Origin of the sequence: Burkholderia sp. Ax-1720, from assembly GCF_011753035.1 — a bacterium.
GTDB classification, from domain to species: Bacteria; Pseudomonadota; Gammaproteobacteria; order Burkholderiales; family Burkholderiaceae; genus Burkholderia; species Burkholderia gladioli.
In genome coordinates this window covers 1-17922 of sequence record NZ_VWWK01000142.1, presented here as the reverse complement: position 1 = coordinate 17922, position 17922 = coordinate 1, and the positions used below count along the sequence as shown (strand labels likewise).

Below are 17922 nucleotides of genomic sequence, written 5' to 3'. Positions count from 1 at the left end.
GCCAGCCTCGGCCGCGGCCGGTACCGCCGCCGCGCTGCCGCCCGAGCTCGCGCGCGTCACGCAGCAGCCGGTCGCGCAGCAGGCCGCCTGGCTCAAGACGGCCGCGCGCGACGGCACGCTCGAGAAGCTCGACGACGCGACGCTCACCGCCCTGTTCAGCGCGCTCGACCCGATGACGGTGCCCGCCTACATCGCGGCGGGCCCGAACGGCTACCCGTCCTACGAATTCACCATGACGCGCCAGGAGCGGCTCGGCGACAAGTGGGCCGACAAGCCCGATCACATGAGCGTGAAGATCACGCGCGAACCGCTGCGCATCTACGCGAAGTGGCTGCCTGACGGCGCGCATTCGGGCCAGGAAGCGATCTATGACGAGACCAAGCGCAAGGACGAAATGTACGGCCATCTCGGCGGCCTGCTGGGCAAGATCCCGCTATGGACCTCGATCACCGGCACGCTGGCGCGCGCGCAGTCGAATCACACGATCCGCGATCTCGGCACCGAGTACGTGACCGGGCTGTATCTGAGCGAAGGCAGGAAATACGAGGCCGCCGGCGTGAGCAAGCCGACCCGCGTCGAAGCCAGGACCATCGACGGCGTGCGCGTGGTGGCCCTGACCTACGAGACGCCGACCGGCCGCCCGCAGTTCTATGCCAAGAAGGAAACGCTGGGCCTGGACCTGCGCCACCCCTATTTCCGCACCGTCGAGTCCTACGACAACGACGGCCGGATCTTCGAGCGGATCGTATTCCAGAAGATCACGCCGACCAGCTTCGACGATTCCGCCTTCGATCCGAAGAACCCCGACTACAAATACTGATCGAAGCGATCCGCACGGCCCGATGGCATGCCACCTCCATCCGGCCGTGCCGGCAGCCTCCCCGCCGGAGAGCACCACCGCGACAGTTCGTCACGTCGAACGGCTGGGCCCAGCCCTTGATTTTTCGCATCGCCACCCCAATTTCCGCTATTCGGCACCGTCAAGGTGCAACGCATGGCGGGGATTCCGGCGTCAACTTCGGGCCGCTCCCCGTCCCAGTGCAAAGCCGCCTGGCCGTCCGGCCGGCTCGCACTTCCCGCGCCAAAACGTCTATAGTGGGTAACGGTTCGACACAAAGGTCCACGTACGCTTCTCAATCGAACAGGGTAGAATCCCGCTCAAGCGCTCCGCCAGATAGCGCGGCGCATCCAAGCAAAACCCTCATCTGACGCCGGCTCAAGCCGCTTCTCAATGGCCAATCCTGCAGAATCCCATCCGCAAAACGACTTCATCAACGCAGCGCGCAAGGAACGCAAGCGCGTGGAAATCTACCTCGTCAACGGTATCCGCCTGACGGGCTGCATCGAGTCGTTCGACCAGTACCTGGTGATGCTGCGCACGCCCGTCGGTTTGCAAGGCATCTACAAACGTGCGATCTCGACGATCCAGCTCGACATGGGCGGTTCGCGCCCCGGCGGCGGTGGCGGCCGCGGCGGCCCCCGCACCGGCGGTGGCGGCGGCCATGGCGGGCACGGCGGCGGCCGGCCGCCCCGCGAAGGCGGCGGCCACAGCCCCTACGGCTCGCATGGCGGCTCGCGCGAATCGCGCGGCGAAGGCCGCGGCGACGGCGGCGGTTACCCCCCGCGCGAGCCCCGTGAACCCCGCGAGCCGCGTGAATACGGCGCCCCGCGCGAATACAGCGCGCCGCGCGACTATCCCCGCGAATCGCACGAAGGCGTGTCCACGCCGTCCGAGCGCAGCGGCAGTCCCACCGTGATCGTCACGCGCCGCCGCCGGCCGCTCGGGCCAACGGGCGGCAGCAGCGGCAACGAGTAAACGCAAAAAGGGCAAGCCAACTGGCTTGCCCTTTTTCCTTCCGGCACGTATTGCCGCGAACCTTCCAGCGATCCGGCGCGCCAAGCAGGAAATCTCGCCCGGCAGCGCCCTGCCCGCGCTTACTGGTTGCCCGGCAGCCCGGCGTCAGCCTGGCGCTGCAGCGAACGAACCTGCATCTGCAACTGCCGCAGCTGGGCCTGCAGTGCATCGCGCTGGGCCTGCAGCGAAGCCGTCTCGCTACGCGTGGCCTTCTGGCGGTTGTTGACCGCCGCCTGCTGCTCGCGTGCGATCCGCAGATCGGCCTGCAGCCGGTTGGCGCGATCCTGGACCACCGCGATCTGCTTGTCGGTCTGAGCCTTCTGCGCTTCCAGGCGTGCCGCCTGCAGTTCCGAGCCGGCCAGCGATTCGGCCTGCTTCGAGAAATCGCGGAATACCGCCTCGGCGCGCGCCTCGTTGCTGGTCTTGATCACGCGCCAGAACGCCTTCTGCTGGAACAGCGCGACGTAATAGGTGCCGTCCTTGATGTTGAACAGCAGGCTCGCGCCATAGCTGCCGTTGTACGCGGTCCGCATCTCGGTCAGCGCGTGGGACTGGATCTGCTGCTGGAGTTCGTCGATGGTGCTCTGCGTGGTGCCTGCGCTATCGCCTGCCGTCGGCTGGGCGGCCTGCGGCAAGGCGCTCGGCGCGGCCGGCGCCGAATTCACCACGCCGCCCGAGGACTGCGCGGCAGGAGAAACCGCGGGCGCCGCGTTGTCGCTACCCGCCAGGCCTTGAGCCTGTGCTACCTGAAACCCGCCCGCCACCACCAATCCTGCAATAAATGTCCGCCCCAAAACCCGTTTATGGCTCATGTAGAGATTCCTGCACAGATTAGTTGTAATTCTGACCGCAATCCTCGCATTATCCCTCACTTTCACGCGCTTCGGGCTCTTCGTCGAAAATCTGGTATTTGCGCATCTTTTCCCACAACACCTTGCGGCTGATGCCCAGGTGCTGGGCGGTATCCTGGCGGCGCCAGCCGTTGGCGTCAAGGGCCGCGATCACGCGATTGCGCTCGCCCATGTCCCACTTGCTGCGATCCACATAGACCTCGGCCACGCTTTCCGCCGGCACCGGCTGCGCGGCGCGCGCATGGGCCACCAGGCGCTGCAGCCGGGCGGCGTCCCAGGCGCCGGTCTGGCGCACCGTCACGCCGACGCGCTCCGCCAGGTTGCGCAACTCGCGCACGTTGCCGGGGAAATAGGTATCCGCCACCGCGTCGGCCAGCCAGTAAGGCAGGTCCGGCAAGGCCGCCAGCCGCTCCTCGCCCACCACCTGCGCCACGAAGGACTTGAACAGCGCGATCTTGTCCACCGCGCCGCGTTCCTCGAGCGAGGGAATGCCCAGCTCGATCACGGCCAGCCGGTAATAGAGGTCGGCGCGGAACGCCCCTTCCTTGACGAGTTGCGGCAGCTTCTTGTTGCTCGCCGCGACCAGCCGGAAATCGACCTTAAGGGGCGCGGAGGCGCCCACCCGCAGCACCGTGCCGTCCTCCAGCACGCGCAGCAGCTTGACCTGCTGGTAGAGCGGCAGGTCGCCGACTTCGTCGAGGAACAGCGTGCCGCCCGCGGCCTGCTCGAAATAGCCCTTGTGCGCCACCACCGCGCCGGTGAACGATCCCTTGGCATGGCCGAAGAACAGCGATTCGAACAGGCCGTCGGGAATCGCGCCGCAGTTGACCGGCACGAATTCGCCGTGCCGGTAGCGCGAGTGCTTCTCGTGCAGCAGTTGCGCGATGCGCTCCTTGCCGACGCCGGTCTCGCCGTGCAGCAGCACGTTGGTATCGCAGTCGGCGAAGGTGTCGACCTCCAGCAGCAGGGCCTGCATCGGCTCGGAATGCGCCACCAGCATGGCCGGCTCGGAGGTCTGCGCGGCGTGCGCGCGCAGTTGCGCGACCAGCTTCGAGACCAGCCCGCGCAGCTCGGCACAGGTGAAGTCGAGCGGCAGGATGTGCGAGTACTCGGGCGGATAGCTGGCGGCGTCGCCACCGCCGCGCGCGGCGCCCACCCAGACCACCGGCATGCCGATATTGGCCTGCCATTCGCTGAGGAAGGCCGCGCCGCTCTCGATCATGCTGACGCTGATGATCGCCAGCGACGGACGCGCGGCCGCGCGCTCGGCCGACAGCACCACGTTGTCGGCCCGGATCACCTCCACGTCGAAGCTGGCCATGCAGCGGGCGACACGGTCGACGATGTCCGCCTTGCCTTCCCAGACATAGAGGTCGAGCCCTTCGATTGCAGGTGTGTTTCTCATCGGATGCCAATACCAGTCAATGCGTTCAATAGACCGTCTGCGCGACCCCGCAGGTCAGCGAGATCTGGTGCACGGTGGCCGCGCCGACCTGCACGCCGAGCAGGTTCAGGAGCGGAACGATAACCGCGTCGAGGGCGGACAGCAGCGGGCCCAGGACCGGCTGCAGGATGCCGAGGATGGTCCCGACGAAGTTGGAGGGCACGGTAATCGAGATCAGGTTCAGCAGCAGCGACACCTTCGGCGTGATCTGCGCGGTCGCGAGCTGGCCCAGCGCGCTGGCGAGCGCGGAGCCGAGCGCGTTTGAATTGACCGTCCAGTAGTTCGAATCGAGCCCCGACACACCGCTGAAGGTATGCGTCTGAGCCGCGCCCTGGATCTGCACCGAGATGTTCGACACGGACACGGTCAATTGCACCAGATTCAGACCGAGCGGCGAAACCTGAGCGTTGATGATCTGCGCCGGCGACTTGCAGCTGTAGGTCGACGACAGGCTGATCATGCCTTTCGAATTGAGCGGGGGCGTGCCGATGCAGAGATTCGCGATGCCGGGTGTCGCCGTGATGGTGGCGGTACTGGCCGCGGCCGTCTGCGCGCACTGGGTCGAGTTGAGCACGGCCTTGCCGGTACCGACCTGCAGATAGAGTGGCAGCGTCACGTCGACATTGACGCCGACCAGTTGCAGCAAGGGCCCCAGAAGCGGCACCTGCTGGACGCCGAGGTCGACCACCAGGTAGAGCCCGACGGCCGCCGTCGAGGCCTGGGTGCGCCACTGCCCGGTGGCCGGATTGATGCCGCCTTCGCCGATCCCGATCGACGGCGGGCTGATGATCTGCACCTGCAGCTGGGTGCCGGTCAGCCCACCTAGCGCCACCGACGGGATGTTGACGGCCACCGCGTTGTTCGAGTTCGCCACCTCGGCGCCGACCATGATCAGGTCGAGCAGGCTGACGGTGGCGGTGGCGGCCGACTGGGTATTGGCCAGGGCGATGTTCAGCAGGCCGTTCGGGCCGCCGAGGTTGAGATTGCCGCCGTTCACGTTGGCCGAGATCATCGCCTGCAGCGCGCCGAGGCTGGCCTGCAGGTTGGCATTGACCACGCTGGTCTGCTGCAGCGCATTGGCGATCAGCTTGAGGAACTGCGACAGCGAGAGATTCAGCGCGAGCAACTGGTCGATCGTGCCGACCCCGGCCGAGGCCGCGATATCGGCGAGCCGCACGTTGGTGCAGGCCAGCGCCTGGTACGACACCAGGCTCAGGTTGAGCCCCGACTTCGAGCCGAGCAGCGCGCCGAGCAGGCCGTTGACCAAACCCGGATTCGCCGACGACGAGGCCGGCGTGCCCGAGCAGCTGGTACCGCCGAGCTGCGCCAGCGTCGCGCCGACCGAGAACACGTCGATCGCGGTGGCGCGCGCGGTCGAGCTGGCACGCACGGTCTGCGTCGGTCCCACGAAGAAGTGCCGCACCTGCCGCGTCAGCTTCACCTGCACCCCGTTGAGCTGCAGCGCATTCGGGTTCGACGAGCCGGTGCCGACATTGGCGGCCGGCACGTAGTAGCTCGGCGCGGCGTTGACGCTCGGATCCCAGCGCCCGCAGCCGACCGTGATGGTATCGCCGGTGCCGGTGTTCAAGCCGTTCTTGGTCGCCGCGGCCGTGGCGGTGACCGGTGCCTGGGCACAGGCGTTGTCGAGCCGTTGCGCCCCCGCCAGCGCGGCCATGTCGGCGATGCGCTGCAGGTCGCGGCGCTCGAAGAACGCGTTGCCGATATCGATGACGCCGAGAATCGAGATGGTGGCCGCCAGGAAGATCAGCGTCATCACCGCGAACGCACCGCGCTCCCGGCGTCGGCCGACGATCGTGCGTCCGGGGATCGACAAGCCGATACGGCGGGATTGAGCGGGTTTCATGATTGCCTCTGTCTCGACGATTATTGCGACTGCGAGCCGCCGCCGAACGACGAGCCGCCACTGCCGCCGCCGCCCGAACCCTGCTGGACCGAGGTGAACCAGGTCGGGATCGGCGAGTTGAACGACTGCAGGTAGCGCTGATAGGCATACGACGCGGCCGCGCCCTCGAACGGATGCGGCTCGGACGATGCGGCGCGATTGCTACGTTGCAGATCGAGCCAGGCCTCGGTGCTCGGGCCGACGTCGGAGCGCCGACGGGCCGGCTCCATCGCAGCGGGCGGCGCTGGGACCGGCTGCATCGCCATCTCGACCGGCGCGGGCACCGGCTGGGCCGCGACCGCCGGCTGAGGCGGCGCCACGTCCTGCGGTGCCGCCTGCTGCTGGAGCGCCACCGGCTGCGGCTGGGCTGCCTGGACCTGCGTCGGCGGCGCGACCGCCGGCAAGGGCTGCGATGAACCCTGCACCTGCTGCACCGCCGCCTGCGGCGCAGGCGCGGCATCGGCGGGCGCCAGCAGTTGCGGCTGCAACTGGGCACCCGAGATCGGTTGCAGTTGTTGCTGCAATTGCGCGAGCGCCGGATCCACGGCCTGCGCCCGCGCCACCGTGGCGCCGAGCACGCCGGCCAGCACCGCCAGCGCGAACCCGATTCGTCGCGGGTTGGCGCGCGGATGGGATGGGAAATGTCGCATCGTCGACTCCGTGTGGTTCGTCATTTTTGCGAGAAGCGCTGCAACAGCGGCGCAGCCAGGTCGAAGCCGTCATTGCTGGCGATCGGCTGGGCGCCCACGTCGCCGCTGGCGGTCGCGCCGGCGCGCGCCGGCGCCGGTCCCGGCACCACCGTCAGTTGGCGCATGCGCTGGGCGGCCGTCACGCGCGCCGCGTCATCGCGGATCTCGTTGCGCAATGGTTGGGACATGCGCTGCTGGTCCATCAACCCCTGCGCGTCGCCGTCGTGGCCCGTCGCCACCAGGAACAGCGCGACATTGCTGAGGATCCGCGCATTCTTCTGGTCGAGTTCGGCCGCCTTCATCAGGGGCACGCGCGCCAGGGCGAGATCGCCGGTGCGCATGCGCGCATAGGCGAGATCGGACAAGGTCGAGGCGTCGGTCGGCGCCAGCAGCGTGGCCTGGTCGAGCAGCTTGGCCGCGCGCGTGAAATCGCCGCGCGTGCCCGCGATCAGGCCGATGCCGCGATAGGCGCGCGCCGCCAGCGTGGTATTCAGCAACTGCGTGTAAACCTGCTCGCTCGCCTCGTACTGCCCGGTCGAGCGCAAGGCGTCGGCGCGCAGCAGCTTGGTGTCCGGCGTCGAGCCGTACAGCTTCTCGTATTCGTCGATATGCGCCAGCGAGGCATAGAACAGTCCCTGCTGCTGCATCCGGTCGATCAGCCCCAGGTACATGCCCGGCGTGTCGGGCGGATCCGGTTTGTCGGCCGCCTGCATCAGCGCCGCGCGCTCGGCCTGCGCACCGATCCCGTAGTTGGACTCCTTGAACAGCGAACAGCCGCTCGCCAGGACGCCGACCAGCACGCCGGCCAGCATGACGCGCCAATTCGATCGATTCATCTCGCTCCACTCCTTCGTCGTATCGCGTCAATGCCTCATGTTCGCCAGCGCGGACACGACGGTCATGATCCCGGGCCCGGCCGTCACGATCAGCAGCGCGGGCAGCAGCGTGACGATCATCACGCCGGTCATCTTCACGGTCAGCTTGCCGATGCGCTCGCGCAGCGTCGCGCGCCGCCCGTCGCGCAGGCGATCGCCGAACAGCCGCAGCGGTTCCTGCACCGCGCCGCCGTGCTTGTCCACCTGGATCAGCAGCCGCACGATCGAGCGCAGATCCTCGTTGTCGAAGCTGTTGGTCAGGCGCGCCAGCGACTGCTCGCGCGTGCGTCCCGCCGCGAACTGCCGCTGGGCCACGCCCAGCTCCCAGGACAGCACCGGCATCATGGTCGTGAAGTCGTGCGTGATCACCTGCATGCTCTGGTCGAGCGACAGGCCGACGCCCTGCAGCAGGCGCAGCATGTCGACGAACAGGGGCATCTCGTCGGTGACGCTTTCACGCCGTGCCGTCGCGCGGCGGCGAATATAGATCTTCGGGACCATGAAGCCGACGGCGATCGCGAACAGCACCACGAACAGCGAGCCGCCCGCCGAGACACGCGCGGCGAACGGCAGCGCGACCAGGGGCAGCACGACCGCGCAGAGCAGGCGCGCCGTCAGGAACAGGCCCCGTGAGCGGGCCTCGACGAAGCCGCATTGCTCGAGCAGTTGCCGGTCCTCGTCGGCAACCAGCTGACGGCCGAACCCGGTTTCCATCCAGCGCATCCCGAGCTGTTCGGCGCGTGCGCGCCAGGCGGCGAAGCCCGTTGGCGGCGCCTCGACCGGCTTGATCTCGGCAGCCCGCCCGGCACGCGCGGCCGCGGCGTGGCTGGCCGCCACCCGCTGGTCGAGTGCCTTCATCAAGGCCCGTTCGCTGCGCTGTACCAGCAGGCTGCGCACGATCGCCAGGCCGGCCAGCAGCAGCACCCCCGCCGCCGCCAGCACCAGCGCCATCGCCCCCAAACGATTTGCATCCATTCCGCTTCCCCTACCTGAGCCGCGCCATCCGGTACAGCAGGAAACCACCGAAGACCTGCAGCCCGAAGGCGACGTACAGCACCGAGCGTCCCGAGTCGTTGGTCCACATCGCCGTGAAATACGCGGGATTGGTCGAGATGACGAAACTGCCGACCGCGATCGGCAGCAGGCCCAGTACCCAAGCGGACAGGCGCGTCTCCGCCGACATCGCATGCAGCTCGCGCTCGGCCTGCTCGAGATCGCGCATGAAGGTCGCCATGCGCTCCAGCATCACGTCCGCCCGACCGCCGTACTTGACCGACAGCCGCAGCACCGAGCCCACCAGCTCGAATTCGCGGATCCGGTATTCCTTGGCGATATGCAGCATGGCGCGATCGATCTCGACGCCGGTGCGCAGCATGCGCGACACCTGGTCCAGGCAATAGCGCAGGGGCATCTCGGTGGTACCCAGCGCACCCTGGAACGCCGCCGGCACGCTGTTGCCGAGCGTCACGAGACGCACCACGCCGTCGAGGAACGAAGGCAGTTGCCGCACGATCTTCAGGCGGCGCGCCGAAATCCGGCGCAGTACCCACAGTGCCAGCAGCGTGCTGCTGCCGATCAGCGCCGCGACGGCCGCCACCCAGCCGCTGCGCAGGCCGGCCAGCAGCGTCACCAGCGCGACGATGCCGAGCAGCATGCGAAACAGTCCGCGCACCTCGTCGAGCCCGGCCCGGTCGTTGATGCCTCGCAACACCGCCTCGCCCCTGGCCCGCCACGCCGCCAGCCCGACGGCAGGCGTCGCGGCCTGCCCGGGCTGAACCGCCGAGCTCGACGCCCCGCGTGCCGTCGAGCCGGCTGCCGCGCCGCCCGGCACGACTCCCGCGCCCGCGGCGCGCGTGGCCTGCTCGAGCCGGCTGTCGAAGAAACGCCGCGTATGGGCGCTCTCCTCGCGCATCTGGCTGCCGCGCCAGAGCCAGACGCCGGCGGCAGCGAGAATCAGCGCGAACGACAGGGCCCAGAGCACGCCGCTAGACATTGAAGCCTCCGCTGCGCCCGAAACCGCCGGCCGCGCCCATGTTGCCGATCAGCACGTTGCGGAAACGCGCGAGCTTTGGCGAATGCGGATGGATGCCGAGCGCTTCCCAGTTGTCGATTTCCTCGCCCTCGGGCGTGACGCGCGCGTCGTAGCGATAGAGCTCCTGGGTCGCCACGATGTTGTCGGACATGCCCGTCACCTCGGTGATCGAGAGGATCCGGCGGCGGCCGTTCGAGAGCCGGCCGATCTGCACGATGAAGTCGATCGCGTTGGCGATCTGGCGGCGCAGGCTCGATTCGGTGCCCTGGAAACCGGCGAAGCCGGCCAGCATCTCGAGGCGGTACAGGCATTCCCGCGGCGAGCTCGCGTGGATCGTGCCCATCGAGCCGTCGTGGCCGGTGTTCATCGCCTGCAGCATCTCGAGCACCTCGCCGCCGCGGACTTCGCCGACGATGATGCGGTCCGGGCGCATCCGCAGGGTGTTGCGCAGCAGGTCGCGGATGCTCACCACGCCGGTGCCGTCGAAGCCGCCCGGGCGGCTTTCGAGCCGCACCACGTGCGGGTGGTTCAGCGACAGCTCGGCGGTGTCCTCGATGGTGACCACGCGCTCGGTCTCGGGCACGTGGAAGGCCAGCGCGTTGAGCAGCGAGGTCTTGCCCGAGCTGGTGCCGCCCGATACCAGGATGTTGCAGCGTGCCTGCACGGCGGCCTCCAGCAGCACCGAGATCTCGTCGTTGTAGGTGCCGTTCTCGAGCAGGTCCGAGGGCTTGAGCGGATCCTTGCGGAACTTGCGGATCGACACCACCGGGCCGTCCAGCGACAGCGGCTCGATCACCACGTTGACGCGCCCGCCGTCGGGCAGCCGCGCGTCGACCATCGGGTTCGATTCGTCGAGCCGGCGGCCGACCGGCGCGAGGATGCGGCGCACGATGCGCAGCAGGTGGGCGTTGTCGGTGAAGCGGATCGGCAGCTTGGCGAGGATCCCGCGGCGCGACACGTAGATGTCGTTGTAGCCGTTGATCAGGATGTCCTCCACCAGCGGGTCGCCGAGCAGGTCCTCGATCGGGCCGAAGCCGGCCAGCTCCTTGGTCAGCGCCTCGGCGATCTCGCGCACCTCGCTCTCGTTGAGCGGAATCCGGCGCAGCCGCACGAAGCTGTCGATCTCGAGATCGACGAACTGGTTGATCGCCTGGCGCGACCAGCGGCCGAACTCCGAACCGAGCTCCTCGATGCGGGTCAGCAGGTGCTCGTGCGCGGCGTTCTTGATGTCGTGGAACTGCTGCGTCTGGGAGAACGGCGCGGCGCCGTCGGCAAATTGGATGTCGTCGTGTGCCATCGCTTACGACCGCTTCGTGGTGGAGTGGATGAATCGTTTCAACGCCGACAGGCCGCCGGCCGGTGCCTGGGCTGGCGGCAGCGCGCCGGGCAGGCTCGGCACGCCGGCCGTGAGCCGCTCGCTCAGCGCATCGAGCGCCTTCACGTAAGGGTCGCGCTCGGCGGCCTCGACGATCAGCCGCCCCTGGTTCGCCGCATGTCCGATCGACACGCGCCGCGACGGCAGCGTCGAGAGCAGCGGGACATCCAGCCGCTCGGCGATCTGCGCCGGCAGCAGGCCGATCGCCGCGTCGTACTGGTTCACCACCAGCTTGACGCGCTCCAGGTTGATGCCCTTCTCGCGCAGGTCGCCGAGCAGTTCGACGGCCGACACGACCGAGGCCACGCCCTGGTCGCAGACCAGCCAGACCTCGTCGCTCAGGGAGACGATCTGCGAGATGAAATCGCGGTTGGTGAAACCGCCGAGATCGACCACCTGCTGGTCGACGAAGGCGCGCAGGCGATTGAACAGCCCCGTGCAGGCGGCCGCGGACACTTCGCGCAGGTCGGCCAGGTTGGGCGGCAGGGTGGTCAGCGCGACACCGCTCGCGTGATGGGCGAAGGCGGTATTGACGAAGGTCCGGTCGAACCGGCGCAGGTTGCGCACCGCCTCGACGAAATGGAGTTCGCAGCGCGTGTTGAGGAACAGCGCGCCGTCGCCGGCCGGCAGGCCCAGGTCGATCAGCGCGGTACGGCGGCTTTGCGCGGCCGCCTTGCGCTGCAGCAGCACCGCGAGGTTCGCCGCCAGCGTGCTGACGCCCATCCCCGGGCGCGCCCCGAGCAGCGACAGCACCTTGCCGTGGCGGCTGGTCGGTTCACCGAGGTTGTCGAGCAAGCCGCGCGTGATGCGCAGCGCCTCCTCGGCCGGCGCCGAGAGGTCGACGAAATCGCGCACGCCCGCTCGCAGCGCGGACAAGGCGCTCTCCGGCTCGACCAGGGTGCCCAGCGCCACCACCGGCAGGCCCGGATAGGCCGTGCGCACGGCCGCCACGGCCGTGCTGGCGGCTGCCTGGTCGCCCGCGAAGTCGATGAAGACCAGGGCCGGGTTCAAGCCACCGATGCGCTGCGTGAGCGCGACCGCCTCGAGCGGCGACGACTCGACCGCGCCCGTCGAGACGAGCGTCTGCGCCAGCCAGCGCACGTGCTCGACACGCGTGGAAGCGCAGATGAAATGATCGGTGACGGCAGGCTCAGCCAACGATTGAGTTCTCGCGTTCATGTGGAACACTCCCCGTAGAGCGGCGCGTGAACGTGCACCGCATCCGGCCGCTCACTACCCCATGGTCCGGCGCTCTCATTTCGAGAACCCCGGAGCCGTATCCGGCACCAGCATGCCGCCCAGGTATGAGCGCCATACCGGCCCGTCGTGCTGTTCCGACAATTCTCCCGGCGTGCTCGGCAGCTTGGTGCCGGCCGCGATCGGCGACACCAGGTGCGGCGTCACGATGATCACGAGTTCCTTGTCGCTCTGCGAATAGCTCAGGCTCTTGAAGAAGGCGCCGATGATCGGCAGATCGCCGAGGAACGGCACCTTGCTCAGGTTCGAGGTGGTCTCGCGGTCGACCAGCCCGCCGATCACGTAGCTCTCCCCGTCGCCGAGCTCGACCGTGGTGTCCGCGCGACGCGTGGTCAGCGCCGGCACCGTGATGCTGTCGATCGTGATCGCGTTGAGGAAGTCGAGCTGGCTCGCCTCCGGCGCGACCTTCAGCGCGATCCGGTTCGGCCCGAGCACGGTCGGCGTGACCGTCAGACCGATGCCGTACGGCTTCCATTCGATCGAGATGGTGCCGAGCGACTGCGGCACCGGTACCGGGATCTCGCCGCCGGCGAGGAAGCTCGCGCTCTGCCCCGACAGCGCCACCAGGGTCGGCTGCGCGAGGATCCGCGCCAGGTTGTTCTGCTCCAGCACCGACAGGTTGGCGGCGATGCCCCGCGTGGTCGAACCGACCACCAGGTTGAACGCCGAGGCAATCGGCGAGGCGGCGCTGACCGTCATGCCGTTCGACGGGGTGTAGCTCGAGGACTGCAGCGCGCTCGGCGCGAAACTGCCGAACGAGAAACCGTTGTTGGTCTTGAACAGGTTGAGGCCGGCCTGCTTGGCCACCGAACGGCTGAATTCCACCACGCGCACGTCGACCTGCACCACGTTCTTGCCGCTGATGGTCGACGCATCGACCACGCCGGGCATCGCGCCGCCGCCCGTCTGGCCGGCACCCGCGCCGAAGGCGCCACCGCCACCACCGCGGCCGCCCCCCGCACCGCCCCCTTGCGCGCCGCTCGACTGCTTGGCGGCCGTGCGCGCCGCCGCGGCCGCGGTCGCGACATCGACCGCGCGCTGATGCGCCTCGAGCGTACTCGCCGAACCCGAAATCACGGTGGTATCCCCATAGGTACTGACCCGCGGCGTGTTCTCGTCGAGCAAGGCGTTCGCCGCTCCGCTCGTCACATGCACCGTGTAGACGGCGGGATCGGCCCGGCCGCGCTCCCAGACCATCACGTTGGTGGTACCCGCGCTCTTGCCGATCAGCAGCACGCCGCCGCCCTTCACGACCAGCACGTCGGCGACGGCCGGATCGCCGACAGCGACGCGCTGCAGGCTGCGCCCGGCCGCGATCTGGCGCTGCGCGCCCACGGCGATGTCGACGCTCGCGTCCGGGCCGGCTGCGCTTGCCACGGACGACAGCGTCAAGGCACTCAATGCAATGGCCAATGCAATCAGATTCTTTTTCATTGTGTCGGAGGTCCGCAGCCGGACCTCTCCGTGTCGGTTACGACCTGCTGCCTGCTGCCGTTGACTCAATAGGACGCCGAATCGACGCGCCCACCCCGTATCACTTCGATGCTGCCGCCCTCCGGATTGCGCGCCACCACTCGCGCCGGCTTGCGCGGCGGGGGCGGCGCGGTGTCGGCCACGCCTCGCGACAATTCCGACAGCGACAGGCCGAGCGCCGCGCGTGCGGACGGGTCCTTGCCCGCCAGGTTGGCACTCACGCGCATCGCGGCCGTGTCGGTGGCCACCTCCTCGTCGCGCGGGCTGCGCAGCGCCAGCGTCAAGGCGCCGGCGGCCTCGGCCAGCGTCAGCGCGTCGATCTGCTCGGTCGGCACGGCGAGCACCGCGGTGCGCACCGCGCCGCCCACGCCATTGGAGGGATCGCGCGCGGTGGTGGCATCGCCGAAGGCAAGTACCCGGATTTTCGAGAGCAGCAGCTTGGCCTGTGTCTTGGTGATTTCCGGGCCGCTTGAACCGTTGCCCGGCAGGCCGCCCGTGGATTGATCCCGCTTCAGGTTGACGAACACGTCGACGAAATTGCCGGGACGCACCCGGTTGCCGACCGCGTTGGTCTCGTCGACCTTGACGGCCACCGCGCGCTCGCCGGCCTGGATCTGGTCGGCCACGCCGGAAGACAGCGAACTCTCGACCACCGCGGCCTGCTCGGGAATATCGGCGATCGGCACGCGTCCGATGATCTGCACCGGATCGGCGAACGCGCCTTCGGGCAGCCCCGCCGCCTGCTGCACCTTGAGACCGTCGGCCGGAATCGGCTGTCCCGCCTTGAGCGGATGCGCGGCTACCACTACCGGAAAGAGCTTGGCGGGCGCCGCCTGCTGCGCCTGGTTCACCACGGGCGCCGGGCGACGCCCCAGCACCCATGCATAAATTCCGAGCAGCAGCGCAATCCCGATCAGCACTACCGCGAGGACCTTCGTCAGATTATTGGCCATGGTGTTGTTATGCGAACTTGCAATCCATGAAGTGATTGGCGCTTGCCTACCTGCACCCGGGCCCCGTCAGCCGGTGCAATCTCATGCACGTTCCTCCCCGCTAGATGATGTTCACCGGGCTGATCTGGACCGTCGCCGTACCCGTCAGGGCGGTTGGCACCGGCAACAGGAAACCCACCAGAGGTAGCGGCGCGATCAGCGGACTGGTGGCATAGGGATAGGTCAGCGTGACCTTGATGCAGTACATCGTCGCGTCGTAGGAACAAGTCCCGCCCGAGGTGGTCGTGCAGGTCGCGCCCCTGATCCAGGCCGTCAGGTTGGTGGCAGCCGTGCAGGCCGCCGTGGCGCGCGCGGTCAACGCCGCCTGGGCGCTGGCGCTCACCTGGTAATTGAGTGCCGCCCGGGCACCCTCGGTCGCGGCAAGGGTCAGGTTCTGCTGCGCGGCAAAGATCAGGCCATAGGTCACGACCGCGTACAGCACCATGAAGAATGCAGGCAGCATCAGCGCGAACTCCACCGACATCGAGCCGCGTTCGCCACGCCGCCTCGGCGCGCGAAGAATCGGTTTCATCGCATATTCCCCGTAACAATCTGAACGATCAGCCATGCCGCGGCTGGTATTACGAGAAACGCCGCATATGGCGAACCACGGCGCCCACCCAGCGTAAATGCCGGCGCACTCCGTTGCCATAACGCACTGACCGGGGTCCGGGTCAGGTACAAGATGCCGAGTACGTGAATCAGGGCCGCCAGGCTGGCGAGAATCCAGCACCAGAACAAACCGCGAATGCCGCACCAGGCACCCAGCACCAGAAATACCTTGACGTCAGCCGCGCCCATCATTCGCCATGCAAAAAATGGAAACAATCCGACGAATCCAACCACGGCGCCGATTATTGCGTCGACTCGCGTTATACCGAATGGGTTATGCCCGGCCGCAACCGATGCAATGGCGCATATCAATCCCGTCACTACCAAGGAATTGGGAATACGCCGATAACGACAATCGCCGATCACAACCATCGCCGCCCAGGCCAGGAATACCCCGACACTCAAAAGCAGAATCATCCAGATTCTCGAAGGCGCGCGTAATCAGTGCGGGCGCCGAACCGGCACCCGCACATCCAGGAACGGAAATGGAGCCGGAATACCCGATCAGGTACCGAGTCCGGTCAAACGCGTGGCGATGAAGTTGAATGCCGAGTTGATGCCATTGGTGAGAACCCCCAGACCAATGACCAGCGCGGCTGCCATGAGGCCTGCGATGAGGCCGTATTCGACAGCGGTAACCCCGTCTTCTTCCTTGAGGAAGCGATTGATGAGTGCGTTCATGGTAATCCTCGTGCCTTGAGTTTCGTTGGCCTTATGCGCCTCGCATATCTGGCCGTCCAACCGTCACCGGCTTCGACGTCCGGCTCCGGCCATTTCTTTATAGCTCGTTTTTCCAGGAGCTCTTAACATATTTCGATGCCAGTTAACACTTTTGCAATACTTTCGATAGGCACCTCCACTTTGATGTTGCCGTGCACTCGTGGGCGTGCACGGACGAATCTTAATCCGAACATCTTTTCTTTCCAACTTTTTTTATGAATTTCGCGATCGACGGTTCCCTCGCCATCACAATTTTTACTATCTTTCGGCGGCACCCCCATAAGGGCTAACGATAGGTTAGATCACCCTGTCTAATCCACCAGTAAAACAATCGTTCGAGTGAACCGTATCGCGCCGTACCACGTTACGAGAGCGGCGTAACGGAAATCCTGTGACGTTACGTTACGGAACCCCGAATATCGGGCTCGCGGCGATCGTTTCGAAACGATTAAAAATCGTTTTCAGCAATCGTTAAACCTAGATGGAACAAGGCTTTCCGAGGCGCCGGGAATCGTCTTCGAGAGGCATTCGAATCGCGTGGCACGAGTGTTGCAGAGTCTTCGTCGCGGTAACACAGATCACACAACACCACTGCGAGGACGAAATGGACACTCAACCGATCATGCAGGGCACGCTCCGGACGACTTTGATCGCGGCCACCGTGGCAGCCATGCTTTCCCTCTCCGCCTGCGGCGGCTCCGGCACCCTGAGCCAGGGCACGGGCGGCTCCAGCGGCGGCAACAACACGCCGCAAGGCACCAGCGGCACGTCCTCGGGCACTTCGTCCGGTACCAGCAGCGGCACGTCCTCCGGCACCAGTTCCGGTACGTCCTCCGGTACCAGCAGCGGCACCTCCTCGGGCACCAGCTCCGGCACGTCCTCCGGCACCAGCAGCGGCACCTCCTCGGGTACCAGCAGCGGTACGTCCTCCGGCACCAGTTCCGGCACCAGCAGCGGCACCTCCTCGGTCAACGCGCTCGGCACCGTGGTCGCCAATACCGGCAACGTGGTCTCGAACGCGGGCACGGCGGTGTCCGGCATCGGCTCGACGATCGCCAGCCAGTCCCTGCCCGGCCTCGGCAACGCGCAGACGCAGGCCCTCGGCGGCGTGGTGAACAGCCTGGGCGGCGCGGTCAGCGCGCTCGGCAACGGCCTGGCCGGCGGCCTCGGCCAGCTCGGCGCCTCGACCAACCCGCTGGGCACCACGCTCGGCTCGACCGGCAACGTGGTATCGCAGCTCGGCAACGCCGTCACCGGCACCGGCCAACTGGTCAGCAGCCTCGGCAGCGGCCCGCTCTCGCCGCTCGCGCCGGTCACCTCGGTGGTCGGCGGCCTGGTCTCGACGCTCGGCACCGCGGTGGCCAACGGCGGCACCACGCTCGGCACGGTCCTGACCACCGGCCCGGTCCAGCAGATCACGCAAACCGTCAGCTCGGCGATCACGCCGATCACCTCGGTGATCGCCAACACCACGCAGACGATCGGCAGCGCGACCGGGCTCGGCGCGCCGGTCAACACGCTGCTCGGCACCATCGGCGGCGGCCTGAACCAGGCCGGCAACCTGATCTCGTCGACCGGCGGCGGCAATGCCATCACCAAGGGCCTGGGCTCGACGGTATCGGCCACCGGCACCACGGTCGCCTCGCTCGGCGGCCTGCTCACGGGCGGCAACGGCTCCAACCCGCTGGCGCCGATCACCGGCGCGCTGGGCAGCCTGACGGGCGCGCTGGGCGGCCTCGGCGGCAGCTCCGGCAGCGGTTCGGGCGGCCCGCTCGCCCCGATCACCGGCCTCGTGTCGACCGTCACCGGCGCGCTCGGCAGCCTCGGCGGCAGCTCGGCCGGCG

General features: G+C 67.7%; 17 protein-coding genes. 3 read left to right on the top strand and 14 right to left on the bottom strand.

Annotated features, from left to right (window positions below):
- Positions 1 to 820: DUF1571 domain-containing protein (locus tag F3J18_RS27985; protein ID WP_166915396.1), on the top strand; the 820-nt coding region annotated here is incomplete at its 5' end.
- 411 nt (positions 821 to 1231) lie between these two features.
- Positions 1232 to 1816: an RNA chaperone Hfq gene (gene hfq, locus F3J18_RS27980; RefSeq protein WP_166915394.1), complete on the top strand. Its 585-nt coding sequence runs from the start codon at positions 1232 to 1234 to the stop codon at positions 1814 to 1816.
- A 119-nt stretch (positions 1817 to 1935) separates the two neighbouring features.
- On the opposite strand, the gene F3J18_RS27975 is transcribed toward hfq, so the two are convergent.
- The 14 genes from F3J18_RS27975 to F3J18_RS27910 all read right to left on the bottom strand — a co-directional run bounded on the left by F3J18_RS27975 (position 1936) and on the right by F3J18_RS27910 (position 16039).
- Complete coding sequence (locus tag F3J18_RS27975; RefSeq protein ID WP_166915392.1) at positions 1936 to 2667, bottom strand: DUF2968 domain-containing protein; 732 nt, start codon at positions 2665 to 2667, stop codon at positions 1936 to 1938.
- A gap of 49 nt (positions 2668 to 2716) precedes the next feature.
- Positions 2717 to 4111 carry a sigma-54 dependent transcriptional regulator gene (locus tag F3J18_RS27970; protein WP_166915390.1) on the bottom strand — a complete coding sequence of 465 codons (1395 nt, stop codon included), beginning with the start codon at positions 4109 to 4111 and terminating at the stop codon, positions 2717 to 2719.
- Between the two features lie 25 nt (positions 4112 to 4136).
- Positions 4137 to 6014: a TadG family pilus assembly protein gene (locus F3J18_RS27965; RefSeq protein WP_166915388.1), complete on the bottom strand. Its 1878-nt coding sequence runs from the start codon at positions 6012 to 6014 to the stop codon at positions 4137 to 4139.
- Between the two features lie 20 nt (positions 6015 to 6034).
- A complete protein-coding gene (locus tag F3J18_RS27960; protein WP_166915386.1) occupies positions 6035 to 6703 on the bottom strand; it encodes a DUF3613 domain-containing protein in 669 nt (222 codons plus the stop codon).
- A 20-nt stretch (positions 6704 to 6723) separates the two neighbouring features.
- Positions 6724 to 7554, bottom strand: coding sequence for a pilus assembly protein (locus tag F3J18_RS27955; protein ID WP_240156449.1), 831 nt, complete (start codon positions 7552 to 7554; stop codon positions 6724 to 6726).
- Between the two features lie 51 nt (positions 7555 to 7605).
- Positions 7606 to 8592 carry a type II secretion system F family protein gene (locus F3J18_RS27950; protein WP_166915382.1) on the bottom strand — a complete coding sequence of 329 codons (987 nt, stop codon included), beginning with the start codon at positions 8590 to 8592 and terminating at the stop codon, positions 7606 to 7608.
- 10 nt (positions 8593 to 8602) lie between these two features.
- Positions 8603 to 9610: a type II secretion system F family protein gene (locus tag F3J18_RS27945; RefSeq protein WP_166915380.1), complete on the bottom strand. Its 1008-nt coding sequence runs from the start codon at positions 9608 to 9610 to the stop codon at positions 8603 to 8605.
- Positions 9603 to 10946 carry a CpaF family protein gene (locus F3J18_RS27940; RefSeq protein WP_047837670.1) on the bottom strand — a complete coding sequence of 448 codons (1344 nt, stop codon included), beginning with the start codon at positions 10944 to 10946 and terminating at the stop codon, positions 9603 to 9605. The genes F3J18_RS27945 and F3J18_RS27940 overlap by 8 nt, the downstream gene beginning before the upstream one ends.
- Before the next feature lie 3 nt (positions 10947 to 10949).
- Positions 10950 to 12203: a fimbrial protein gene (locus F3J18_RS27935; protein ID WP_166915378.1), complete on the bottom strand. Its 1254-nt coding sequence runs from the start codon at positions 12201 to 12203 to the stop codon at positions 10950 to 10952.
- Positions 12204 to 12278: 75 nt separating this feature from the next.
- The gene (locus F3J18_RS27930) at positions 12279 to 13715 is read right to left on the bottom strand and encodes a type II and III secretion system protein family protein (protein WP_166915376.1); all 1437 of its coding nucleotides are present in this window, start codon (positions 13713 to 13715) and stop codon (positions 12279 to 12281) included.
- Between the two features lie 65 nt (positions 13716 to 13780).
- Positions 13781 to 14707 (bottom strand): Flp pilus assembly protein CpaB, encoded by a 927-nt coding sequence (cpaB, locus tag F3J18_RS27925; protein ID WP_025101205.1) that lies wholly within the window; start codon positions 14705 to 14707, stop codon positions 13781 to 13783.
- Between the two features lie 100 nt (positions 14708 to 14807).
- Positions 14808 to 15278 (bottom strand): TadE family protein, encoded by a 471-nt coding sequence (locus tag F3J18_RS27920; RefSeq protein WP_025101206.1) that lies wholly within the window; start codon positions 15276 to 15278, stop codon positions 14808 to 14810.
- Positions 15275 to 15775, bottom strand: coding sequence for a prepilin peptidase (locus F3J18_RS27915; RefSeq protein ID WP_166915374.1), 501 nt, complete (start codon positions 15773 to 15775; stop codon positions 15275 to 15277). The genes F3J18_RS27920 and F3J18_RS27915 overlap by 4 nt, the downstream gene beginning before the upstream one ends.
- A gap of 87 nt (positions 15776 to 15862) precedes the next feature.
- Positions 15863 to 16039, bottom strand: a complete 177-nt coding sequence (locus tag F3J18_RS27910) for a Flp family type IVb pilin (protein ID WP_166915372.1) — start codon at positions 16037 to 16039, stop codon at positions 15863 to 15865.
- Between the two features lie 643 nt (positions 16040 to 16682).
- On the opposite strand from F3J18_RS27910, the gene F3J18_RS27905 reads away from it, so the two are divergent.
- The coding region (locus F3J18_RS27905; RefSeq protein ID WP_166915370.1) for a collagen-like triple helix repeat-containing protein at positions 16683 to 17922 on the top strand (1240 nt) is incomplete at its 3' end.

Bases quoted from the DNA above. Each gene is read 5' to 3' on its own strand.
- hfq (WP_166915394.1), top strand. From the start codon at position 1,232: ATGGCCAATCCTGCAGAATCCCATCCGCAAAACGACTTCATCAACGCA.
- F3J18_RS27975 (WP_166915392.1), bottom strand. From the start codon at position 2,667: ATGAGCCATAAACGGGTTTTGGGGCGGACATTTATTGCAGGATTGGTG.
- F3J18_RS27970 (WP_166915390.1), bottom strand. From the start codon at position 4,111: ATGAGAAACACACCTGCAATCGAAGGGCTCGACCTCTATGTCTGGGAA.
- F3J18_RS27965 (WP_166915388.1), bottom strand. From the start codon at position 6,014: ATGAAACCCGCTCAATCCCGCCGTATCGGCTTGTCGATCCCCGGACGC.
- F3J18_RS27960 (WP_166915386.1), bottom strand. From the start codon at position 6,703: ATGCGACATTTCCCATCCCATCCGCGCGCCAACCCGCGACGAATCGGG.
- F3J18_RS27955 (WP_240156449.1), bottom strand. From the start codon at position 7,554: ATGCTGGCCGGCGTGCTGGTCGGCGTCCTGGCGAGCGGCTGTTCGCTG.
- F3J18_RS27950 (WP_166915382.1), bottom strand. From the start codon at position 8,592: ATGGATGCAAATCGTTTGGGGGCGATGGCGCTGGTGCTGGCGGCGGCG.
- F3J18_RS27945 (WP_166915380.1), bottom strand. From the start codon at position 9,610: ATGTCTAGCGGCGTGCTCTGGGCCCTGTCGTTCGCGCTGATTCTCGCT.
- F3J18_RS27940 (WP_047837670.1), bottom strand. From the start codon at position 10,946: ATGGCACACGACGACATCCAATTTGCCGACGGCGCCGCGCCGTTCTCC.
- F3J18_RS27935 (WP_166915378.1), bottom strand. From the start codon at position 12,203: ATGAACGCGAGAACTCAATCGTTGGCTGAGCCTGCCGTCACCGATCAT.
- F3J18_RS27930 (WP_166915376.1), bottom strand. From the start codon at position 13,715: ATGAAAAAGAATCTGATTGCATTGGCCATTGCATTGAGTGCCTTGACG.
- cpaB (WP_025101205.1), bottom strand. From the start codon at position 14,707: ATGGCCAATAATCTGACGAAGGTCCTCGCGGTAGTGCTGATCGGGATT.
- F3J18_RS27920 (WP_025101206.1), bottom strand. From the start codon at position 15,278: ATGAAACCGATTCTTCGCGCGCCGAGGCGGCGTGGCGAACGCGGCTCG.
- F3J18_RS27915 (WP_166915374.1), bottom strand. From the start codon at position 15,775: ATGATTCTGCTTTTGAGTGTCGGGGTATTCCTGGCCTGGGCGGCGATG.
- F3J18_RS27910 (WP_166915372.1), bottom strand. From the start codon at position 16,039: ATGAACGCACTCATCAATCGCTTCCTCAAGGAAGAAGACGGGGTTACC.